Annotated in this window: 14 protein-coding genes and 2 pseudogenes; 10 read left to right on the plus strand and 6 right to left on the minus strand. The window is 70.7% G+C overall.

What is annotated here, in order from left to right; all coding sequences use genetic code 11:
- A pseudogene (locus QZ753_RS19235) lies at positions 1-223 on the plus strand (mannitol dehydrogenase family protein); the annotation flags it as partial.
- Between the two features lie 4 nt (positions 224-227).
- On the opposite strand, the gene QZ753_RS19240 reads toward QZ753_RS19235, so the two are convergent.
- On the minus strand, positions 228-929 hold the full coding sequence (locus tag QZ753_RS19240; protein ID WP_294646165.1) for an SDR family oxidoreductase: 702 nt from the start codon (positions 927-929) through the stop codon (positions 228-230).
- A 220-nt stretch (positions 930-1,149) separates the two neighbouring features.
- Between QZ753_RS19240 and QZ753_RS19245 the strand changes: the two genes are divergently transcribed.
- Positions 1,150-2,652 carry an ATPase domain-containing protein gene (locus QZ753_RS19245; RefSeq protein ID WP_294646166.1) on the plus strand — a complete coding sequence of 501 codons (1,503 nt, stop codon included), beginning with the start codon at positions 1,150-1,152 and terminating at the stop codon, positions 2,650-2,652.
- Positions 2,645-4,729: a PAS domain-containing protein gene (locus tag QZ753_RS19250; RefSeq protein ID WP_294646167.1), complete on the plus strand. Its 2,085-nt coding sequence runs from the start codon at positions 2,645-2,647 to the stop codon at positions 4,727-4,729. The genes QZ753_RS19245 and QZ753_RS19250 overlap by 8 nt, the downstream gene beginning before the upstream one ends.
- Positions 4,730-4,747: 18 nt before the next feature.
- Here the strand turns inward: QZ753_RS19250 and QZ753_RS19255 are convergent, their stop codons facing one another.
- On the minus strand, positions 4,748-5,128 hold the full coding sequence (locus QZ753_RS19255) for a hypothetical protein (RefSeq protein WP_294646168.1): 381 nt from the start codon (positions 5,126-5,128) through the stop codon (positions 4,748-4,750).
- Positions 5,129-5,392: 264 nt separating this feature from the next.
- Between QZ753_RS19255 and QZ753_RS19260 the strand changes: the two genes are divergently transcribed.
- Both QZ753_RS19260 and QZ753_RS19265 read left to right on the plus strand, forming a co-directional pair.
- Positions 5,393-6,151 carry an SH3 domain-containing protein gene (locus QZ753_RS19260; protein WP_294646169.1) on the plus strand — a complete coding sequence of 253 codons (759 nt, stop codon included), beginning with the start codon at positions 5,393-5,395 and terminating at the stop codon, positions 6,149-6,151.
- A 245-nt stretch (positions 6,152-6,396) separates the two neighbouring features.
- Positions 6,397-8,610, plus strand: coding sequence for a methyl-accepting chemotaxis protein (locus QZ753_RS19265; protein WP_294646170.1), 2,214 nt, complete (start codon positions 6,397-6,399; stop codon positions 8,608-8,610).
- 4 nt (positions 8,611-8,614) lie between these two features.
- Here QZ753_RS19265 and QZ753_RS19270 read toward each other — a convergent pair whose 3' ends face one another.
- Positions 8,615-9,535, minus strand: coding sequence for a response regulator transcription factor (locus QZ753_RS19270; protein WP_294646171.1), 921 nt, complete (start codon positions 9,533-9,535; stop codon positions 8,615-8,617).
- Positions 9,528-12,908, minus strand: a complete 3,381-nt coding sequence (locus QZ753_RS19275; RefSeq protein WP_294646172.1) for an ATP-binding protein — start codon at positions 12,906-12,908, stop codon at positions 9,528-9,530. Before QZ753_RS19275 ends, QZ753_RS19270 begins: the two co-directional genes overlap by 8 nt.
- Positions 12,909-13,062: 154 nt before the next feature.
- Between QZ753_RS19275 and urtA the strand changes: the two genes are divergently transcribed.
- The 5 genes from urtA to urtE all read left to right on the plus strand — a co-directional run bounded on the left by urtA (position 13,063) and on the right by urtE (position 18,998).
- Positions 13,063-14,367, plus strand: a complete 1,305-nt coding sequence (urtA, locus tag QZ753_RS19280; protein WP_294646173.1) for an urea ABC transporter substrate-binding protein — start codon at positions 13,063-13,065, stop codon at positions 14,365-14,367.
- A gap of 135 nt (positions 14,368-14,502) precedes the next feature.
- Positions 14,503-16,152: an urea ABC transporter permease subunit UrtB gene (urtB, locus tag QZ753_RS19285; RefSeq protein ID WP_294646174.1), complete on the plus strand. Its 1,650-nt coding sequence runs from the start codon at positions 14,503-14,505 to the stop codon at positions 16,150-16,152.
- Positions 16,149-17,309: an urea ABC transporter permease subunit UrtC gene (gene urtC / locus QZ753_RS19290; RefSeq protein ID WP_294646175.1), complete on the plus strand. Its 1,161-nt coding sequence runs from the start codon at positions 16,149-16,151 to the stop codon at positions 17,307-17,309. The genes urtB and urtC overlap by 4 nt, the downstream gene beginning before the upstream one ends.
- 59 nt (positions 17,310-17,368) lie before the next feature.
- A complete protein-coding gene (urtD, locus tag QZ753_RS19295; RefSeq protein ID WP_294646178.1) occupies positions 17,369-18,151 on the plus strand; it encodes an urea ABC transporter ATP-binding protein UrtD in 783 nt (260 codons plus the stop codon).
- A 151-nt stretch (positions 18,152-18,302) separates the two neighbouring features.
- Complete coding sequence (gene urtE / locus QZ753_RS19300) at positions 18,303-18,998, plus strand: urea ABC transporter ATP-binding subunit UrtE (protein ID WP_294646176.1); 696 nt, start codon at positions 18,303-18,305, stop codon at positions 18,996-18,998.
- Between the two features lie 6 nt (positions 18,999-19,004).
- Here the strand turns inward: urtE and QZ753_RS19305 are convergent, their stop codons facing one another.
- Together QZ753_RS19305 and QZ753_RS19310 are read right to left on the minus strand one after the other, a co-directional pair.
- Positions 19,005-19,628: a LysE family translocator gene (locus QZ753_RS19305; RefSeq protein WP_294646177.1), complete on the minus strand. Its 624-nt coding sequence runs from the start codon at positions 19,626-19,628 to the stop codon at positions 19,005-19,007.
- Positions 19,629-19,730: 102 nt separating this feature from the next.
- Positions 19,731-19,951: pseudogene (locus tag QZ753_RS19310) on the minus strand (aspartate aminotransferase family protein); the annotation flags it as partial.

Below are 19,951 nucleotides of genomic sequence, written 5' to 3' on the forward strand. Positions count from 1 at the left end.
GGGCGGGACGATCGACGTGCGCGACCCGATGGCCGCGCGCCTGAAGGGCTTGAGCGAGGAGGCGGGCGACGACCCGGCGCGCCTTGCCGACGCCTTCCTATCGCTGCACGAGGTCTTCGGCGACGATCTGCCGGCCGACCCGCGTTTCCGCCGGGCGCTGGAAGGCGCGCTCGAACGGCTGATCACGGTGGGTGCGGCAAAAGCCGTCGCCGAGCGCGCCTGACCGGTCAGAGCGAGCGCATCAGGCCGCCGTCGACGCGGATGTTCTGGCCGGTGATGTAGCCGGCGCCGTCGGACGCCAGGAAGGCGATGGTGGCGGCGATCTCCGCCATCGTCCCGTAGCGTCCCATCGGAACGCTTTGCCGGCGCTCCTCGGTGCCCGGCAGGCTGTCGATCCAGCCCGGCAGGACGTTGTTCATGCGCACGTTCTGCGGCGCATGGGCGTCGGCGAAGAGCTTGGTGAAGGCGGCAAGCCCCGCGCGGAAGACGGCCGAGGTCGGGAACAGCGGGCTCGGCTCGAAGGCCCAGGCCGTCGAGACGTTGACGATCGCCCCGCCGCCGTTCGCCGCCATGATCGGCGCGACGAGGCGCGAGGGGCGCACGACGTTGAGGAAGTAGGTGTCGAGGCCGCGATGCCAGTCCTCGTCGGTGATCTCGAGCACGGCCGCGCGCGGCCCGTGGCCGGCGCTGTTGACGAGGACGTCGATCCGCCCCCAGCGCTCCATCGCGCCGTCGACGAGACGCTGGAGATCGTCCGCCGACTGGTTCGAGCCGGTGACGCCGAAGCCGCCGAGCGCTTGCGCCAGCGCCTCGCCCTTGCCGGACGACGACAGGACCGCGACCCGGCATCCGTCCTCCGCGAGCCGCCGGGCCGCCGCCGCGCCCATGCCGCTGCCACCCGCCGTCACCAGCGCCACCCTGTCCGTCATGGTCTCGTCCTCGTTCTCGTCCCTGCGCCGATCGTCGCACGTGCCTCGCCCCACCCTCGCACGGGCCAGCCAGCCGGCGAAAGGGCTCCGGCCCCCCGGCGAGCCGCCCCATGCGTTCGCGCACACGCGCAAATGCGTTGCGTGGGCCGGGGGGCTTGGCTAGTCAAGGAAGCGCGGTCCATCCGGCCGCCGAGCGACCCGTGAGCCCAAGAGTTATCCGATGCGTGAGACGTCCGATCGGACCTCGTCCGGCAATGCCGAGCTCGACCATATCCTGAACGGCGGACTGCCGGCGAGGCGGCTCTATCTCGTGGAAGGGGCGCCCGGCTCCGGCAAGACGACGCTTGCCATGCGGTTCCTGATCGACGGGGCGGAGCGCGGCGAGCGCTGCCTCTACGTCACCCTCTCGGAGACCCGCGAGGAGCTTCTCTCGGTCGCTGCCTCGCACGGGTTCGACCTGTCGGCGATCGACATCTTCGAACTGTCATCGGCGGAAGCGGTGCTCGGCGAGGGCCGCGAGCAGTCGATCCTCCACTCGTTCGAGGTCGAGCTCGGCGGCATGATCCAGCTGATCCAGGAGGAGGTGGAGCGGGTGCGCCCGCACCGCGTCGTCTTCGACAGCCTGTCGGAGATGCGGCTGCTCGCGCAGGACCCGTTGCGCTACCGCCGGCAGGTGTTGCAGCTGAAGCAGTTCTTCGCCCCGCGCGGGGCGACCGTCATCCTGATCGACGACCTGACGGCGGGCGACGCCGGGCGTCGCGACACGCATCTTCACAGCCTCTGCCACGGCGTCCTGACGCTGGAGCGCCTGACGCTCGACTTCGGCGCCGCGCGCCGCCGCCTCCAAGTGCAGAAGCTGCGCGGCGTCGACTTCATAGCGGGCTACCACGACTTCGCGATCCGCCGCGGCGGTCTGGCGGTCTTTCCGCGCCTCATCGCCGCGCAGCACCACGCCCCCTTCCTCGGCGATCCGATGGCAAGCGGCATCGCCGAGCTCGACGCGCTGCTCCACGGCGGCCCCTTGCGCGGCACGAGCACGCTGATCACCGGCCCGGCCGGCACCGGCAAGACGACGCTCGCCCTTCAGTATGTCGACGCCGCCTGCCGGCGGGGTGAGCCTGCCACGATCTACGAGTTCGACGAGCGCATCGGCACGATGATGGTGCGCGCGAAGGCCATGGGGCTCGACCTTCAGCCGCATCTGGACACCGGGCTCCTGCACGTCATGCAGATCGATCCGGCCGAAATCTCGCCCGGCGAATTCGCCTTCGGCGTCCGGCGCGAGGTCGAGGAGCGCGGCTGCCGCCTTCTCGTGATCGACAGCCTCAACGGCTATCTCGCGGCGATGCCTCAGGAGCAGCAGCTGATCCTGCAGATCCACGAGCTCCTGTCCTATCTCAACCAGAAGGGCGTCGGCACCTTCCTCATCAACCCGCAGCACGGGCTGGTCGGCACCATGTCGACGGGCACCTTGAACATCTCCTATGTCGCCGACACGGTGATCCTGATCCGCTTCTTCGAGGCGGAGGGGCGGTTCCGCAAGGCGATCTCGGTCCTGAAGAACCGCAGCGGCCCGCACGAGGAGGCCATCCGCGAGCTCCGCATCGACGCCGGGGGCATCCGCGTCGGCGAACCGCTCGTGCAGTTCCGCGGCATTCTCACCGGCACGCCGGAATATTCCGGCGAGGTCGGTCCGCTGATGGAAGAGCGAACACGTGGCTGAGCGGGCGGCGCAAGGCTTCGAGATCCTGATCTGCGCCCCCTTCGGGCGCGACGCCGAAAGCATGCGCGGACTGCTGACACAGGAGCAGTACCACGCGACCGTCTGCGCCGACCTGACGACCTTGAGCGCGCTCGCGGCCGGCGAGGCGGGCGAGAATGTCGGGCTGATCCTCGTCACGCAGGAGGCTCTCGAACTCGGCTTCGATGCGCTCGCCTCAGCGCTCCGCACCCAGCCCGACTGGTCCGACATCCCGATCATGGTGCTCGCCGCGCGGCGCACGGGGCGGACCGATGCGATCGTCGGCCTGCGCCATCGTCTGCCCGACACCGTCACCAACGTGATGATCCTGGAGCGGCCGCTCGGCATCGAGTCGCTCGTCAGCTCCATCGCCTCCTCGATGCGCGCGCGCCAGAAGCAGTTCGAGATGCGCGACCGGCTGCGCGAGCTGACCGCCAGCCGCGAGGCGCTGGCCGCATCCGAGCGCGAGCTGCGTCTCGTCACGGATTCGCTGCCCGTCCTCATCGCCTTCGTCGACCGCGACCTCGTCTACCGCTTCGCCAACCGTGCCTACGAGGACTGGTTCGGCTCCGGGCCCGGTGCGGTGCTCGGGCGCTCGATCCCCGAGGTTCTCGGACCGGACGCGTTCGAGACGCGCCGCGAGGCCGTGCGCCGTGCGCTCGGAGGCGAGCCGGCGCTGTTCGAGGCTCGGCTCGCCCGGCCCGGCCGGCCCGACCGCCTGTCGGAAATCCGCTACCTGCCGCGGCGGGACGCTGCGGGGCGTGTCGACGGTTTCCACATCTTCGTGCTCGACGTGACGGCGCAGAAGCGCATGGAGACCGAGCTGCGCGAGGCGGCCGCCTCGCTGGAGGCGCGCGTTGCCGAGCGCACCGAGGCGTTGTCGGCCGAGATGGCCCGCCGCGAGGGCGCGGAAGAGGCCTTGCGCCAGTCGCAGAAGATGGAGGCGATCGGCCAGCTGACGGGCGGCATCGCCCACGACTTCAACAACATGCTGGCCGGCGTCATCGGCTCGCTCGACCTCATGCGCCGGCGCATCGACACCGGCGACATGGAGGCGCTGGAGCGCTACCGCACCAACGCCATGCAGGCGGCCCAGCGTGCCGCGACCCTGACCGCGCGCCTCCTCGCCTTCGGCCGCCGCCAGTCGCTCGACCTGAAAGCGCTCGACCTCAATACCGTCGTCGAGGGCATGGAGGATCTCCTGCGCCGCACGCTCGGCGAGAACATCGAGATCGAGACGGTGTTCTGCCCCGAGCCGCTCGTCGCGCGCACCGACGTCAGCCAGCTCGAGAACTCGCTCCTCAACCTTGCGATCAACGCGCGCGACGCGATGCCGGACGGCGGGCGCCTTACCATCACGGCGCGCCGCGCGACGGACGCGGAGGCGCGGGCCGCCGCGCGCCCGGGCCCCTTCGCGGTGCTCGAGGTCGCTGACACGGGCTCCGGCATGTCGCCGGAAACCCTCGCCAAGGCGTTCGAGCCCTTCTTCACCACCAAGCCGCTCGGCCAGGGCACCGGCCTCGGCCTGTCGCAGATCTATGGCTTCGCCCGCCAGTCCGGCGGCCATGTCGGGATCGAGAGCCGCGAGGGCGAGGGCACGCGCATCCGCCTCCTGCTGCCCGCGGAAGCCGGGATGGTCGCGACGGAGGCCGCGGCCGCGACCGGCGAGGCGCCGGCCGGCGAGGGCGAGACGGTTCTCGTGGTGGAGGACGAGGGGCTGGTTCGCATGCTGATCGTCGATGTCCTCGGCGACCTCGGCTACCAGCCGCTCGAGGCCGTCGATGCCGCGATGGCGCTGCCGATGCTGGAATCTCCGGCGCGCATCGACCTCCTCGTCACCGATGTCGGCCTGCCCGGCATGAACGGTCGCCAGCTCGCCGAGATCGCGCGCCGCCTGCGGCCCGAGCTCAAGATCCTGTTCGTGACGGGCTACGCGGAGTCGGCCTCGGTGCGCGGCGAGTTCCTCGGGGAGAACATGGATCTCATCGCCAAGCCCTTTGAGTACGAGGCGCTGGGCGCCAAGGTGCGCGAGATGATCGTGGGGCGGCCTGCCGGCTGACCGGCCGCCCTGAGGGGATCAGCAGTTGGCGGCGATGCCCTGCGTGTCGTTGGCCGCGCGCGCCGTCTGGCAGGCCGCGTCCCGCGTCAGGTTGTTGAGACCCTGCTTGGCGGCGTCGATCGCCTGGCCCGTCGCCTCCTGGGCGCGCTGGAGCGCCGGGGCGGCGGCGTCGCGCGCCTCGGTCGCTGCGGCGCCGATCGCCTGGCCGGTCTCGCGGCCCGCCTGACCGATCGCGTCCGCGGCTTCCTGCGCCTGCGTCCGCGCGGTGCCGGCGGGCGTCGTTGCGGTGGTGGTGGTCGTCGTGACCGGCGCGGTGGCGGCCGGCGTCGAGGGCGCATCGTCGCCGCAGGCGGCCAGCGCCAGCGTCGCGGCGAGGGCGAAGGGCGTCAGCTTGTTCATTCGTTCCGATCCTCTGTCGAAGCCGCAAGGTGCGGCGTCCCCTTGCGCGGCAAGTTGCGGCGGCCGGCCCCGGTTTCAAGAGCCGGCTACCGGCGGCGCGGGGCCTGACCGGCAAGGCGGTCGCGGCGGAAATTTCTAGGCACCGCAAAGGGTTGCGGGGCGATCGCTCGAATGCACCGCCGGGCGCTCTCGAAATGTTCACCATCCGTCCACCTTCGCCGCGTAACTCTTGCGCAAACGCTCGTCAGCCGAGGGAGCCGCGTCATGACCCAGCGCAAGCCGCGTTCGCGCAAGGGCGCCAAGCCGCGCTCCGCCGCCGCGCGCCGGGTCGGTCCGGTGTGGTGGGGGCTTGGAATCCTGGCCGTCGGCTGGATCGCCTTCGACGCCAACCGCGCGGTCGTCGAGCGGCACGTGCCGCAGGTCGCCGCGCTGGAGCGGATGCTGACGGGGGGCACGACACCCGCCCCGGCCCGCCGCGACGCCGCCCCGAAGCGCCCCGCCGTGACGCCGGGTGCCGTGGAGCGAGCGCGCCCTGCAGAACCGCGTGCCGTCGAGCCGCGCCCCACCGAACCGCGTCAGACGGCGCTACGCCCGCCCGCGGCCAATCCGCTGCCGCCGCGCGCGGCCGTGCCGGACGCGCGTCCCGTGTCCGCCGCGCCTGTGCCGGCTCCGGCGGCTCGGGTGCCCGTTGCCGTGCCCACGAAGGTCGAGCATGCGGCGCCTGCCGGCGACGGGCGGTTCGTCACCCGCTCGCCGACGCCGCTCCGCCGCGCGCCGAGCGCCGGCGCCCCGGCCTGGATGGTCCTGGAGGCCGGACGGCCGCTGCGCGTCACGCGCCGCGAGGGGGGCTTCGCGCGGGTGGAGTCAGGCATCTTCACGGGCTGGGTCGAGGCCGCCGTGGTGCCCGAAGCCGCGCCGTCCGCCGCACCGGCGCCGCTGCGCGCCACTACCATGCCGACGCTGGCCGCGGCCGACGCCCGCCGCGGCGGACCGGTACCCGCCGCCGCCGTTCCCGGCCGCTGACCGAGCTCGGATGCGTTCGGCCTGCCGGGCCTGGAACTCATAGCGCCCATCATGCCGTATCGCAGCAACGGCGCCGCAGCAGAATGTTGCAAAAGGCGGCAGCCGATCCCGCCGAACCGATCATCATTCTTCAACGAGTTTCACGCACGATTTCGGCATTCCGACGTCGCGGACGCGGCGTGGTCTCTCATGGCCACGGCGTCCGGTCCCAAACCCCGTGAGGCGCCCTGCCGATGAAGATGACGATGAGCCACATCAAGATCGGCACGCGGATCGTCATCGTGGCGGCGATCCCGACGCTGGCGCTTCTCGGCATGGCGGTGAAGACCAACCTGTCGACGATGCGAGCGGCGTCCGAGGCCGGCATGGTGGCGGACCTGTCGGGCACGGCCGCGACGATCGGCGCGGTGATGCACGAGGTCCAGAAGGAGCGCGCGACCGCCACCGGCTTCACGGCGGCCAAGGGCAAGGGCGAGTTCGCCGGTCTCCTTGACCAGCAGCGCACAGTGGTGGACGCGGCGATCGCTCGCTTCCGGGCGCTGGACCTTGCCGCGCCCGAGGCGCCGGGCGACTCCGTCCTGAAGGATCTGGCGCGCGACGCGCAGACCCGTCTCGACGCGATCGCGCCAATCCGCGAGGGCATCTCGGCGCTGAAGGCCAAGCCCGCCGACGTCGCGGCCACCTTCGGGCAGGCGGTCGACAGCCTGATCGCCGTGGTCGGATCGATGAACCGGCTGACCACGAACAGCGAGATCTCGGACCGCATCCTCGCCTACACCTCGCTGTTGCAGGCCAAGGAGGGGGCAGGCCGCGAGCGCACCGCCGGCGTCACGGCATTTACGGCGGGCGGCTTCACGCCCGACCTCTACCGGGACTTCGTCGGCGAGGCGGCCGCGCAGAACGCCCGCTTCTCGAGCTTCCGGGACCGCGCGACGCCGGACGCCTGGCAGGCGCTCGACGCCATGCTCAAGAGCCCCGTCGGCAAGCGCGTCGACGGCATGCGCACGACCGGTCTCCAGGGCCCCTTCGGCGGCACGATCTCGTTCGTCACCGGCAAGGACTGGTTCGACGCGAGTTCGGCCCGCATCGACGCCCTGAAGGACATCCAGGATGCCGTGAGCGCGGACCTCGGCGCCTTCGCCACCACGACGGCCTCGGTCGAGAAGCAGGCGCTCGTCCTGTCGCTCGCCCTCACGGCCGGACTTCTGGCGCTCGTCGCGCTGATGGTCGCCTCGGTCACGCGGTCGATCACGCGACCCGTCGGGCGTCTCGTGCAGATCATGCGCGAGCTCGCGGGCGGCCGGGCCGACACGGCCCTCGACGTCGCGCCGGACCGCAGCGAGATCGGCGACATGGTGCGCTGCGTCACCGTGTTCCGCGACAACGCCGTCGAGCGGCGGCGGCTGGAGGGCGAGATCGACGCCAACCGTTCGCTCACGGAGCGCGAGCGGCTGGAGCGCGACCGCGCCCGGACTGAGGAAGCTGCCGAGATCGCGCTGGCGATGGAGAGCCTCGCGGCGGGCCTCGGGGCCATCGCGGACGGCAAGCTCACCCATCGCATCGACACCGCGTTCGCCCCGCGCCTCGAGCCGGTCCGCCTCGACTTCAACGGCGCGATCGCGCGGCTGGAGGAGACGCTGATGGACGTGCGCACCAACGCGCAGGCGATCGCCACCGGCTCCAGCGAGATCGCGGCGGCCGCGGGCGACCTGTCGCAGCGCACCGAGCAGCAGGCGGCCAATCTCGAGGAGACCGTGGCCGCGCTCGGTGAGGTGACGCGCGGCATCAACACCGCCGCCGCCGATGCCGGCAAGGCGCAAGGGTCGGCCGCGCAGGCACTGCGCAGCGCCGAGCGGGGCGGCGAGATCGTGGCCCAGGCCGTCTCGGCGATGAGCGAGATCGAGGCCTCGTCCCAGCGCATCGGCTCGATCATCGGCGTGATCGACGAGATCGCCTTCCAGACGAACCTGCTGGCCCTGAACGCCGGCGTGGAGGCCGCGCGCGCCGGGGAGGCGGGACGCGGCTTCGCGGTCGTCGCGCAGGAGGTGCGCGGTCTCGCCCAGCGCTCGGCGGAGGCCGCCAAGGAGATCAAGACCCTCATCGCGCTCTCGCGAACCCAGGTCGAGGCGGGTGTCGATCTCGTCACCGCCTCGGGTCGCAGCCTCGAGGACATCGTCTCGCAGGTCGGCGACGTCACCCGCACGGTGGAGGGCATCGCGCGAGCGGCGCGCGAGCAGGCGGCCTCGCTGAAGGAGGTGTCGATCGCCGCCGACCAGATGGACAAGGTCACCCAGCAGAACGCCGCGATGGTGGAGGAGACCACCGCCGCGACGCAGAACCTGATGCGCGAGACCGACGATCTCGCCGGGCTCGTCGACCGGTTCGAGACGCGGCACGGCGCCGGCGGCGCGCCGACCCGCGCCCCCGTTCAGGCGATGCCCCGCCGGCGCGCCGCCTGACGCGTCAGCGCTCCGACAGGGTCTTCATCACGAGAAACGTCGCCGACGCCCGGTTCTCGACGCCGAGCTTGGCGAAGACGACCTCGAGATGCTTGTTCACCGTGCGCGGGGAGAGCGACAGGATCTCGGCGATGTCGCGGTTGGACTTGCCGCGCGACAGCCAGACGAGGACGTCGGCCTCGCGCGCGGTGAGCTGGAAGCGGTCGCGCAAGGCCGTTTCCTCGGCGGACGCGTCCTCGACGGCGAGGCGGAAGAGGTGCTCTCCGTCGCTCATCCGGCCGACGAAATTGAGCGTCGTGCGCCGGTCGGGATCGGAGGGCAGCGGCCAGCCGCCGGCCGGCACGCGCGCCGGCTCGGCGCCCGCCGCCAGCCACTCGTGCGCGGCCGGGGGCAGTGCGGCCTCGCCGGCCCCGACGCCCAGAAGCCGTCCCGCCTGCGGCGTCGCCCACAGGATGCGGCCCGCCCCGTCGGCGGCGAACAGGAAGCGGCCCGTCGTGTCGAGCGCGGCGCGCGCGCTCTGCGCCGAGCGGGCATTGCCGAGATGGACGCGGATGCGGGCGAGAAGCTCGTCCGGCACGATCGGCTTCACCACGTAGTCGACGCCGCCGGCCTCCAGCCCGCGCACCACGTGCTCGGTCTCGCCGAGCCCGGTCATGAAGATCACCGGCACATGGCGCAGCGCCGGGTCGGCCTTGAGGCGGCGCGTCGTCTCGAACCCGTCGATGCCGGGCATCATCGCGTCCATCAGGACGATGTCGGGCGTGATCTCGGCGGCGATGCCGAGCGCCTGCTCGCCTTCCAGCGCCACCAGCACCGTCGCCCCCGTCGCCTCGATCGCATCGGTGAGAAGACGCAGCGTGTCGGGGGAATCGTCGACCACCAGCACGATATGGCTCTCGCTGCCCGGCCGGCCGTCCTCACGCATCGCCCGCCTCCTCGAGGATCGCGACGAAGCGCTTCCAGTCGAAGTCGCGCGCCGGCTCGCGCAGGCGGGCGACGACGTCGCGGTTGGCAGGATTGTCCTCGAGGGCCGCGAGCTTGCGCTCGATCCCCTTGGCAAAGCCGATCCGCCCGAGGCGCGCGAGTTCGGCGAGATCTGCGGCGTCCAGGCGCCCGTGACCGCCCGTTGCGAGGGTTTCGGGCGGGGCGGGCTCGTCACGCGTCCAGTCGAGCGCCAGCGCACGGCCGATCGCCGACAGGAGCGCGCGAAGGTCGACGGGCTTCGTCAGCGCGCCCGCGACGCCCGGATCGTCCTCAGCCTCGAGACCGGGCGCCGGCATCTCGGCGAGCGTTGCCGACAGCATCAGGATCGCCCCGTCCTGGCGGTCGGCGCGCAGCCGCCGGGCGAGTTGCCAACCGTCCATGCCGGGCATCTGGATGTCGAGGAGGAAGAGGTCGGGGCGGATTTCAGCCACCAGCCGGAGCGCGGTCGGACCGTCGGCGGCGGTCAGGACGATGAAGCCGAGCGGGCGCAGAAGCTCGACCATCAGGTCGCGGTGTGCCTCGTCGTCGTCGGCGACGAGGATGGTGCGGCGCGGGCCGGCATAGCCGCGCACCGGCGCTTCGGGTTCGGGCGCCTGCGCCGCGCCGTTCGCGGCGGGGCGCGGCGGGGCGGCCGACAGCATGACACGCACGGCGAAGCGGCTGCCCTCGCCGGGGCGGCTTTCCATCGTCACGTCGCCGCCCATGAGGCTGGCGAGGAGGCGCGTGATCGTGAGGCCGAGGCCGAGGCCCGGCAGCTTGCCGCGGGCCGCATCGCCCCGCTCGAACGGCTCGAAGATGCGCTCCGCTTCCGTCTCGGCGATGCCGGGGCCGGTGTCGGTGACCGAGAGGATCGCGACCTGGCTGCGATAGGCGACCTCGAAGGTGACGGAGCCCCGTTCGGTGTATTTCACCGCATTGGATAGGAGGTTGATCAGGATCTGGCGCAGGCGCTTCTCGTCGGTGCGCACGACCTCGGGAAGGTTTGCCGGCTTGACGAACCGGAAGGCGAGGCCCTTGGCCTCGGCCTGGAGGCGGATCATGTCGACGATCTGGGCGAGAAAGTCGTCGAGCCGCACGTCGGAGCGCTGTAGCGTCAGGCGGCCGGTCTCGATGCGGGAAATGTCGAGGATGCCGTCGATGAGGCCGGACAGGTGTTCGGCGGATCGCCGGATGGTGCGGATGCCGCCCGCCTTCTCGCGCGGGATCGCCGCGTCGCCTTCGAGAAGCTGGGCGTAGCCGAGGACGGCGTTGAGCGGCGTGCGCAGCTCGTGGCTCATGCCGACGACATAGCGGCTTTTCGCAAGGCTTGCCGCCTCGGCCCGCTCCTTGGCGGCCTGCAGCGCGGCGTCGGTGCGCTTGTGGGCGGCGATCTCCTTGAGGAGGAGGCTCGTCTGGCGGGCCGATTCCTCCTGCGCGACGCGGCGCGACTCCTGCGCCAGCACGAAGAACCAGGTCGCGATGCCCGACACGATGAGGAGGATGAAGAAGGCGGCCCAGAGCGCGGCGGCGATCGTCTCGGAATCCTCGGGGCTCGCGAGCGTCGCCTGATAGTCGATCAGTCCGAGCACCAGCGACAGGACGAAGGCGAGGAGCGAGACGCCGCCGAGATAGCGCCCGGTGCGCGAGCTGATGCGCGAGAGGAGGGCCCGCGGCAGCGTCGCGCGGGCGAGCGAGGCGGCCTGCGCGGCAAAGCGCGCGTGCGGCTTGCACAGGTCGTGGCAGCGCGCGTCGAGCGAGCAGCAGAGCGAGCAGATCGGCGCGGCATAGGCGGGGCAATGCGCCATGTCCTCGGGCTCGAACGGATGCTCGCAGACCCGGCAGGCGATGGTCTTCCGCCGCGCCCATTCGGCGCGCGGCTTGCGGGCGAGATAGAAGCGGCCCCCGGTGGCCCAGGCGATCAGGGGGGCGGTGACGAGCGCCGTGCCGAGCGCCACGAAGACCGAGAGCGCCTGCAACGCCGCGCCGAAGAGACCGGCGAAGGCCAGCATCGACAGGAGCGTCGCCAGCCCCATCGAGCCGAGCCCGACGGGGTTGAGGTCGTAGAGATGGGCGCGCTTGAACTCGATGCCGGGGGGCGAGAGGCCGAGCGGCTTGTTGATCGCAAGATCGGCGACGATGGCGCCGAGCCAGGCGACCGCGACATTGGCGAAGAGGCCGAAGGTCGCCTCCAGCGCCCGGTAGATGCCGAGTTCCATCAGGAGGAGCGCGATCGCCACGTTGAACACCAGCCACACGACGCGGCCCGGATGGGAGTGGGTGAGGCGCGAGAAGAAGTTCGACCAGGCGAGCGAGCCCGCATAGGCGTTCATCACGTTGATCTTGAGCTGGCTGACCACGACGAAGGCGGCCGTCAGGAGAAGGACCGCCGTCTCGTTCGGCACCACGAAGCCGAAGGCCGCCCGGTACATGTAGGCGGGCTCGGCGGCGTGTTCGCTGGCGACGCCCGACCGGAGCGCGAGGACGGCGAGGAACGAGCCGAAGAGGAGCTTCGGCGCGCCGAGCACGATCCAGCCGGGCCCCGCGGCAAACAGCGAGAACCACCAGTTCCATGTCTTGGCCCGGCCGTTGCCCGGCAGGAAGCGCAGGATATCCACCTGCTCGCCGATCTGCGGCATCAGCGCGAGGATCACCGCCGCCGCCGCGCCGAACTTCAGGAGGTCGAACCCGTCCGGGCCCGTGGCGTCCAGCCCCGGAAACGCCATCCAGGCCTCCACCGAGCCCCAGTCCTGCACGAGGATGAAGCCGACGGGCAGGAGGTTCAGCCCGATCCAGAGCGGCTGCGTCCACAACTGGAAGCGGCTGATCCAGGTGACGCCGTGTGTGACGAGCGGGATCACCACCACCGCCGAGACGATGTAGCCGATCCATAGCGGCAGGCCGAAGGCGAGCTCCAGCGCCGCCGTCATGATCGAGGCCTCGACCGCGAAGAGGATGAAGGTGAAGCTCGCGTAGATCAGCGAGGTGACGGTGGAGCCGATGTAGCCGAAGCCGGCGCCGCGGGTGAGAAGGTCGATGTCGACGCCGTGGCGCGCGGCATAGAGGCTGATCGGGATGCCGGTGACGAAGAGGATCACGGTGGCGGCGAGGATCGCGGCCACCGCGTTGGCGAAGCCGAAGGAGAGCGTGATCGCCCCGCCGACGGCTTCCAGCGCCAGGAAGGAGATCGCGCCGATCGCCGTCTGCGAGACGCGCGCGGCCGTCCATCGCCGGGCGGATTTCGCCGTGAAGCGCAGCGCGTAGTCTTCCAGTGTCTGGTTGGCGACCCAGCGATTGTATTCGCGGCGGACGGGAAGGATGCGCTGGCGGCCGTTCATTCCGGTCCCGGTCGGTTGGCTTGGCTTCCGATCCTATGCGCAGGCTCGCGCCTCTCGTCTACGTCATTTGACGTATGTCCCCGCGCGGCGCGCCGTCCGATGGTCCCGTCCGTGCGGCGGGGGTGCCGCGAACCATCCATGAGGGGATCAACCCATGCGAGTTTCGACGAAGGCCGGCTGGCTCTTGGGCGCCTATGCCGCCACCACGTTCGCGGCGGGTCTTGCCGCCCATGCGCAGGAAGACACGATCAAGGTCGGCATCCTCCACTCGCTGTCGGGCACGATGGCGATCTCGGAGACGACCCTGAAGGACGCCATGCTCATGCTCATCGACGAGCAGAACAAGAAGGGCGGCCTTCTCGGCAAGAAGCTCGAGGCGGTGGTGGTCGACCCGGCGTCCGACTGGCCGCTCTTCGCCGAGCGTGCGCGCGGCCTCATCGCGCAGGACAAGGTCGCCGCCGTCTTCGGCTGCTGGACGAGCGTGTCGCGCAAGTCCGTGCTGCCGGTCTTCAAGGAGCTGAACTCGATCCTGTTCTACCCCGTCCAGTACGAGGGCGAGGAGTCCGAGCGCAACGTCTTCTACACGGGCGCCGCGCCCAACCAGCAGGCGATCCCGGCCGTCGACTACCTGATGAACGAGGGCGTTGAGCGCTGGGTGCTGGAAGGCACCGACTACGTCTATCCGCGCACCACCAACAAGATCCTCGAGGCCTACCTCAAGTCCAAGGGCGTCGCGGCCGAGGACATCAAGGTCAACTACACGCCCTTCGGCTTCTCCGACTGGCAGACCGAGGTCTCGCAGATCAAGGAGTTCGGCGGCGCCGGCAAGAAGACGGCGGTCGTCTCGACGGTCAACGGTGACGCCAACGTGCCCTTCTACAAGGAGCTCGCCAACCAGGGCGTGTCGGCCTCCGACATTCCTGTCGTCGCCTTCTCGGTCGGCGAGGAGGAGCTCGCCGGCATCGACACCAAGCCGCTGGTCGGCCACCTCGCGGCCTGGAACTACTTCCAGTCGGTCGACACGCCCGAGAACGAGGATTTCATCGCCAAGTGGCGCGCGTTCACCAAGGACGACAAGCGCGTGACCAACGACCCGATGGAAGCCCATTACATCGGCTTCAACATGTGGGTGAAGGCCGTCGAGGCCGCCGGCACCACCGACACCGACAAGGTGATCGACGCGATGGTCGGCGTCTCGGTGCCGAACCTCACCGGCGGCTTCTCCTCGATGGGGCCGAACCACCACATCACCAAGCCCGTCCTGATCGGCGAGATCCAGGAAGACGGCCAGTTCGAGGTGGTGAACGAGACGGCTGGCCTCGTGCTCGGCGACGAATGGTCCGACTACCTGCCGGAATCGAAGCCGCTGATCGCCGACTGGCGCGCCCCGATGTCCTGCGGAAACTTCAACACCGAGACCGGCAAGTGCGGCGGTGCCGGAGCTGCGGCCTCCAACTGACCGCACGGGGAGGGGCCGTCCCGGCGGTCCCTCCCGACCCTCGCCCCGCCGTCACGGCGGGGCGCTCGTCCTTCGATCTCCCGTGAGCATCGGCCACCGCCCGGCCGACGCGCGACCCCGGTCTGGAGTGGACCCATGCCCGATTGGCTTCGCCGGCTCGCCTTCCTGCGCCCGGCCCTTCTCGTCCTCGCCTTCGTCGCCGCCGCGCTGCTGGCAACGCCTCCCGAGGCGTCGGCCCAAGGCGCCGACCCCGCCTCGCTGATCCAGGCCTTCGGCGGCAAGAAGAGCTTCGAGGACACGGAAGCGACGATCCACGCGCTCGCCGCCACCGGCGATCCCGCGGTCGCCCCGGCGCTGCAGGCGCTCGCCGACGGCAACCTCTACACCGAGAAGGACGGCGGCCGCGTCGTGATCGGCGAGGGGCGCGGCGCGTCGCTCGCCGTGCGCGATCCCCTCACCGGCGAAGCGCTCGGGGACCGGCCCAAGGCGGCGCTGGAAAAGGTCCGCATCAAGAACTCCATCCGCACGCTCGTCGCCGAGGCGATGGGGGCGCTGACGCTCGGCTCGGCCGATCCGGCCGCGCGCCTCGCCTCCGCCTCCGCCCTCTTCGAGCGCGCCTCGCCGGACCAGATCGACATGCTGGATGCCGCGATCGCGCGCGAGGACGACCCCCGCGTCGACGCGGCGCTGGCGGAGGCGCGCGCCGCCGCGGTCCTCGGGTCCGACCGCCCGGCACCTGAGCGTGTCGAGGCCGCGGCCACGCTCGAGGCGCGCGGCGACCGCGCGGCGCTCAACATGCTGCGCACGGCGGCCGGCGACGCCGATCCGCTCGTGGCGGCCGCCGCGCAGAAGGGCGCTGCCACGGTGGAGGGCACGATCGCGCTCTGGGGCCATGCGCAGACCGTCTGGTACGGGCTGTCGCTCGGCTCCGTCCTGCTTCTCGCCGCCATCGGCCTTGCCATCACCTTCGGCGTCATGGGCGTCATCAACATGGCGCATGGCGAGATGGTGATGCTCGGCGCCTACACGACCTTCGTGGTGCAGCAGGCGATGCGCGACCACGCGCCGGAATGGCTCGACTGGTCGCTCGCCGTCGCTCTGCCGCTCGCCTTCCTCGTCTCGGGCCTCGTCGGCCTCGTCATGGAGCGCGGCATCATCCGCTTCCTCTACGGGCGCCCGCTGGAGACGCTGCTCGCCACGTTCGGCGTGTCGCTGATCCTCCAGCAGGCCATCCGCATGATCTTCGGGCCGACCAACCGCGAGGTGTCGAACCCGTCCTGGATGTCCGGCTCCTTCGACATCGGTCAGATGGCCGTCACCTGGAACCGGCTCTGGATCATCGTCTTCTCAGCTTTCGTCTTCGCCGCGCTCCTCTTCGTCCTCAACCGGACCTCGGCGGGCCTCAAGATGCGCGCCGTCACGCAGAACCGGCGCATGGCCGCCGCGATGGGCATCCGCACGCCGATGGTGGACGCGCTGACGTTTGCGCTGGGGTCGGGCATCGCCGGCATGGCGGGCGTCGCGCTCTCCCAGGTCGACAACGTCTCGCCGGACCTCGGCCAGGGCTACATCATCGACAGCTTCATGGTCGTCGTCTTCGGCGGCGTCGGAAACCTCTGGGGCACGCTCGTCGGCGCCTTCTCACTCGGCATCGTCAACAAGCTCCTCGAGCCCTATGCCGGCGCGGTGCTCGGCAAGATCGTCGTGCTCGTCCTCATCATCCTCTTCATCCAGAAACGGCCGCGCGGCCTCTTCGCCCTCAAGGGAAGGTTCGTGGACGCATGATCACCGCACGGTTTCTCGGCCCCCGCGCCGTCTGGCTGGCGCTCGCCCTCTTAGGTCTCGCCGTCCTCGTCCCGGTGCTCAATCTGGCGCTGCCGCCCACGAATCCGCTGCACGTGCCCGACTACCTCGTGCCGCTTTTCGGCAAGTATCTCGCCTATGCGCTGCTCGCGCTCAGCCTCGACCTCGTCTGGGGCTATGTCGGCATCCTGTCGCTCGGCCACGGCGCCTTCTTCGCGCTCGGGGCTTATGCGATGGGGATGTACCTGATGCGCCAGATCGGCGCGCGCGGCGTCTACGGCAATCCGGACCTGCCGGACTTCATGGTGTTCTTGAACTACCGGGAGCTGCCCTGGTTCTGGCACGGCTTCGACCAGTTCTGGTTTGCGGCCCTCATGGTGGTGCTGGTGCCGGGGCTCCTCGCCTTCCTCTTCGGCTACTTCGCCTTCCGCTCCCGCGTCACCGGCGTCTATCTCTCGATCATCACGCAGGCGCTGACCTACGCGCTGCTTCTCGCCTTCTTCCGCAACGACATGGGGTTCGGCGGCAACAACGGCCTGACCGACTTCAAGGAAATCCTCGGGGCTCCGCTCCAGGCCGCGACGACGCGGGCCGGGCTGTTCGCTGCGACGGCGATCGCGCTCGCCGCGGGCGTCCTCGTGGTGGCCGCCGTCACGCGCTCCAAGCTCGGGGCGCTGATGGTCGCGGTGCGCGACGCGGAAGGGCGCACGCGGTTCCTCGGCTGGCGCGCCGAGCACGTGAAGCTCTTCGCCTTCACGCTCTCGGCCATGATGGCGGGCGTCGCCGGCGCGCTCTACGTGCCGCAGGTCGGCATCGTGAACCCCGGCGAGTTCGCGCCGCTCAACTCGATCGAGGTCGTCGTGTGGACGGCGGTCGGTGGGCGCGCGACCATCCTCGGGCCGGTCGTCGGCGCCCTCCTCGTCAACGGCGGCAAGAGCTACTTCACCGCCGCCGCACCCGACGCCTGGCTCTTCATCCTCGGCGGGCTCTTCGTCTTCGTGACCCTCTTCCTGCCGCGCGGAATCGTCGGCACCTTCGACCATGGCTGGCGGGCGCTCCGGGAGCGCCGTCAGGCCGCCCGCGCCGAGACGGGCGTCGCGACCGGTCTCGGCGACACCGCCGCCAACCCCGCGGAGTGACGACGATGCTGCAAGACACCACACCCGCCCGCGTCTCGCCCCATCCCTTCGCCACCGTGATGGCGGACCGGCGCGAGGCCGACGCCAGGCTGCGCCCGCCCCGCGGGGAGACGCTCCTCTACCTCAACGGGGTCAATAAGGCCTTCGACGGCTTCAAGGCGATCAACGACCTGTCGCTGGTCGTGGCGCGCGGCGAGATGCGCGCGATCATCGGCCCGAACGGGGCCGGCAAGACCACGATGATGGACATCATCACCGGCAAGACACGGCCGGACACGGGCGACGTCTTCTTCGCCGGCGACACCGACCTCACCCGGCACGACGAGGCCGAGATCGCCTCGATGGGGATCGGCCGCAAGTTCCAGAAGCCGACGGTCTTCGAGGGCCACACGGTGGAGGACAACCTCCGCCTCGCGCTGTCGGGTTCCCGCTCGATCTTCGCGGCGCTCCTCCACAAGCGCAGCGCCGCCGAGGATGCGCAAATCGACGGGATCCTTTCGACCGTCCGTCTCGCCGACAAGCGCGCAGCGTCCGCCGCCGACCTCAGCCACGGCCAGAAGCAGTGGCTGGAGATCGGCATGCTGCTCGCGCAGGACCCCGAGCTTCTTCTCGTCGACGAGCCCGTCGCCGGCATGACCGACGCCGAGACCGAGGAGACGGCGCGGCTCTTGCGCGACATTGCGCGGGAGCGATCGGTCGTCGTCGTCGAGCACGACATGCATTTCGTACGCATGCTGGGCGTCAAGGTGACGTGCCTCCACGAGGGCCACGTGCTCGCCGAAGGCCCGCTCGACGACGTCTCGGCGAACCCGCGCGTCATCGAGGTCTATCTCGGGCGCTAGCGCTCGTCCGATGGCCTCGAGCGGGTCGGGCCGGCGGGTCTCGTCCGCGGCTTGGCCAACACCTCGATATCGACTGCGCCCGGCTCGCGCCGGACGGTGAACCATCCCCCGCCGGCCCTCCGCCGCCGGCCCTCCGAAAGGGCGCCGACCCATGCTGACCGTTTCCGACGTCGACCTCTTCTACGGCGCGGCACAAGCCCTGCGCGGTGTGTCGCTGGAAGCGAAGGCCGGCGAGATCACCTGCGTCCTCGGCCGCAACGGGGTGGGCAAGACCTCGCTGATGCGGGCCGTCGTCGGCCAGCAGCCGATCCGGCGCGGGTCGATTTCGCTCGGCGGCGAGGATCTCGGATCGAGCGCACCCTATTCGCGGGCGCGGGCCGGCATCGGCTTCGTGCCGCAGGGGCGCGAGGTGTTTCCGCTCCTCACCGTCAAGGAGAACCTCCAGACGGGCTTCGCGCCGGTGAAGCGGGCGGAGCGCTCGATCCCCGACCACGTGTTCGAGATCTTCCCGGTGCTGAAGTCCATGCTCGGGCGGCGCGGGGGCGATCTGTCGGGCGGCCAGCAGCAGCAGCTCGCGATCGGCCGCGCCCTCGTCACGCGGCCGCGCCTTCTAGTGCTGGACGAGCCGACCGAGGGCATCCAGCCCTCGATTATCAAGGACATCGGCCGCGCCATCCGCTACCTCAAGGAGGAAGCCGGCATCGCGGTGCTCCTCGTCGAGCAGTATCTCGACTTCTGCCGGGAGCTCGCCGACCGGGTCTACATTCTCGACCGGGGCCGGATCGTGTTTTCGGGCGTCGGCGCCGATCTCGACGATCCGGAGGTGCGCCGCCACCTGATGGTGTGAGGCGTCTCAGGCCGGGCGCCGCGCCGCGGCGAGAAGCGCGCCGAAGACGATCATCGTGCCGCCGCTGACGCGCTGGATCCAGCGCAGGCCCCGCGCGCTTCGCGTCAGGCCGGAAAGGTGCGTCCCCGCATAGGCGTAGAGGGCGATGGCCACGAGTTCGAGGATGACGAACACCGTGCCGACGATCAGGAAGTCGGCGGCATAACGGTCGGGCGCAGCGAACTGGGGCAGGAAGGCGGTGAAGATCAGGATGGCCTTCGGATTGCCGATTGCCACCAGGAACTCCTGGCGCACGAGATCGCGCAGCCCGCGATCGCCGATCTTCGGGCCGCCCGCCGCCACGGCGGGGTCTGAGCGCAGGATGCGTAGCCCGAGCCAGACGAGATAGGCGGCGCCCGCAAGCTTGACGAGCGTGAACGCCGCCTCGGACGCCAGAAGCAGCGCGCCCATCCCGAGGCCGGCAACGGCGATCATGAGGATGAAGGCGACGATCCGCCCCGACGCCGCCAGGAGGGCGGTTCGCAGCCCGTGCCGCGCGCCGATGGTGACGGACAGGAGATTGTTCGGCCCGAAGGCCATGTTCAGGGCGAAGCAGGCGGGCAGGAAGAACAGAAGGGTCTCGAGCGGCATTCGTCGTCTCGGTGGTCTATGCAGGGCGAAACCCGGCCCGGTCCGCGGGCTCGATCGGCGGGCCAGCGCCCGCCGCCAGATGGCGGCAGGCGCGGTTCAGGTTCAGGCGAGAAGCCCCTCGGCCCTGGCGGCATCCGTCAGCCGATTGAGCGTTCGTCCCATTCGGGTCATGATCTCGTCGACGTCATCGCTGGTGACGATCATCGGCGGGCAGAGCGCCAGCTGGTCGCCGATGGCGCGGAAGATCAGGCCCTCCTCGTGGCCGATCGCCGCGGCCATGCGCCCGACCGCGCCGACCGTCTCGAACGGACGCTTCGTCGCCT

Source organism: uncultured Aureimonas sp., from assembly GCF_913775355.1.
Lineage (GTDB): Bacteria > Pseudomonadota > Alphaproteobacteria > Rhizobiales > Rhizobiaceae > Aureimonas.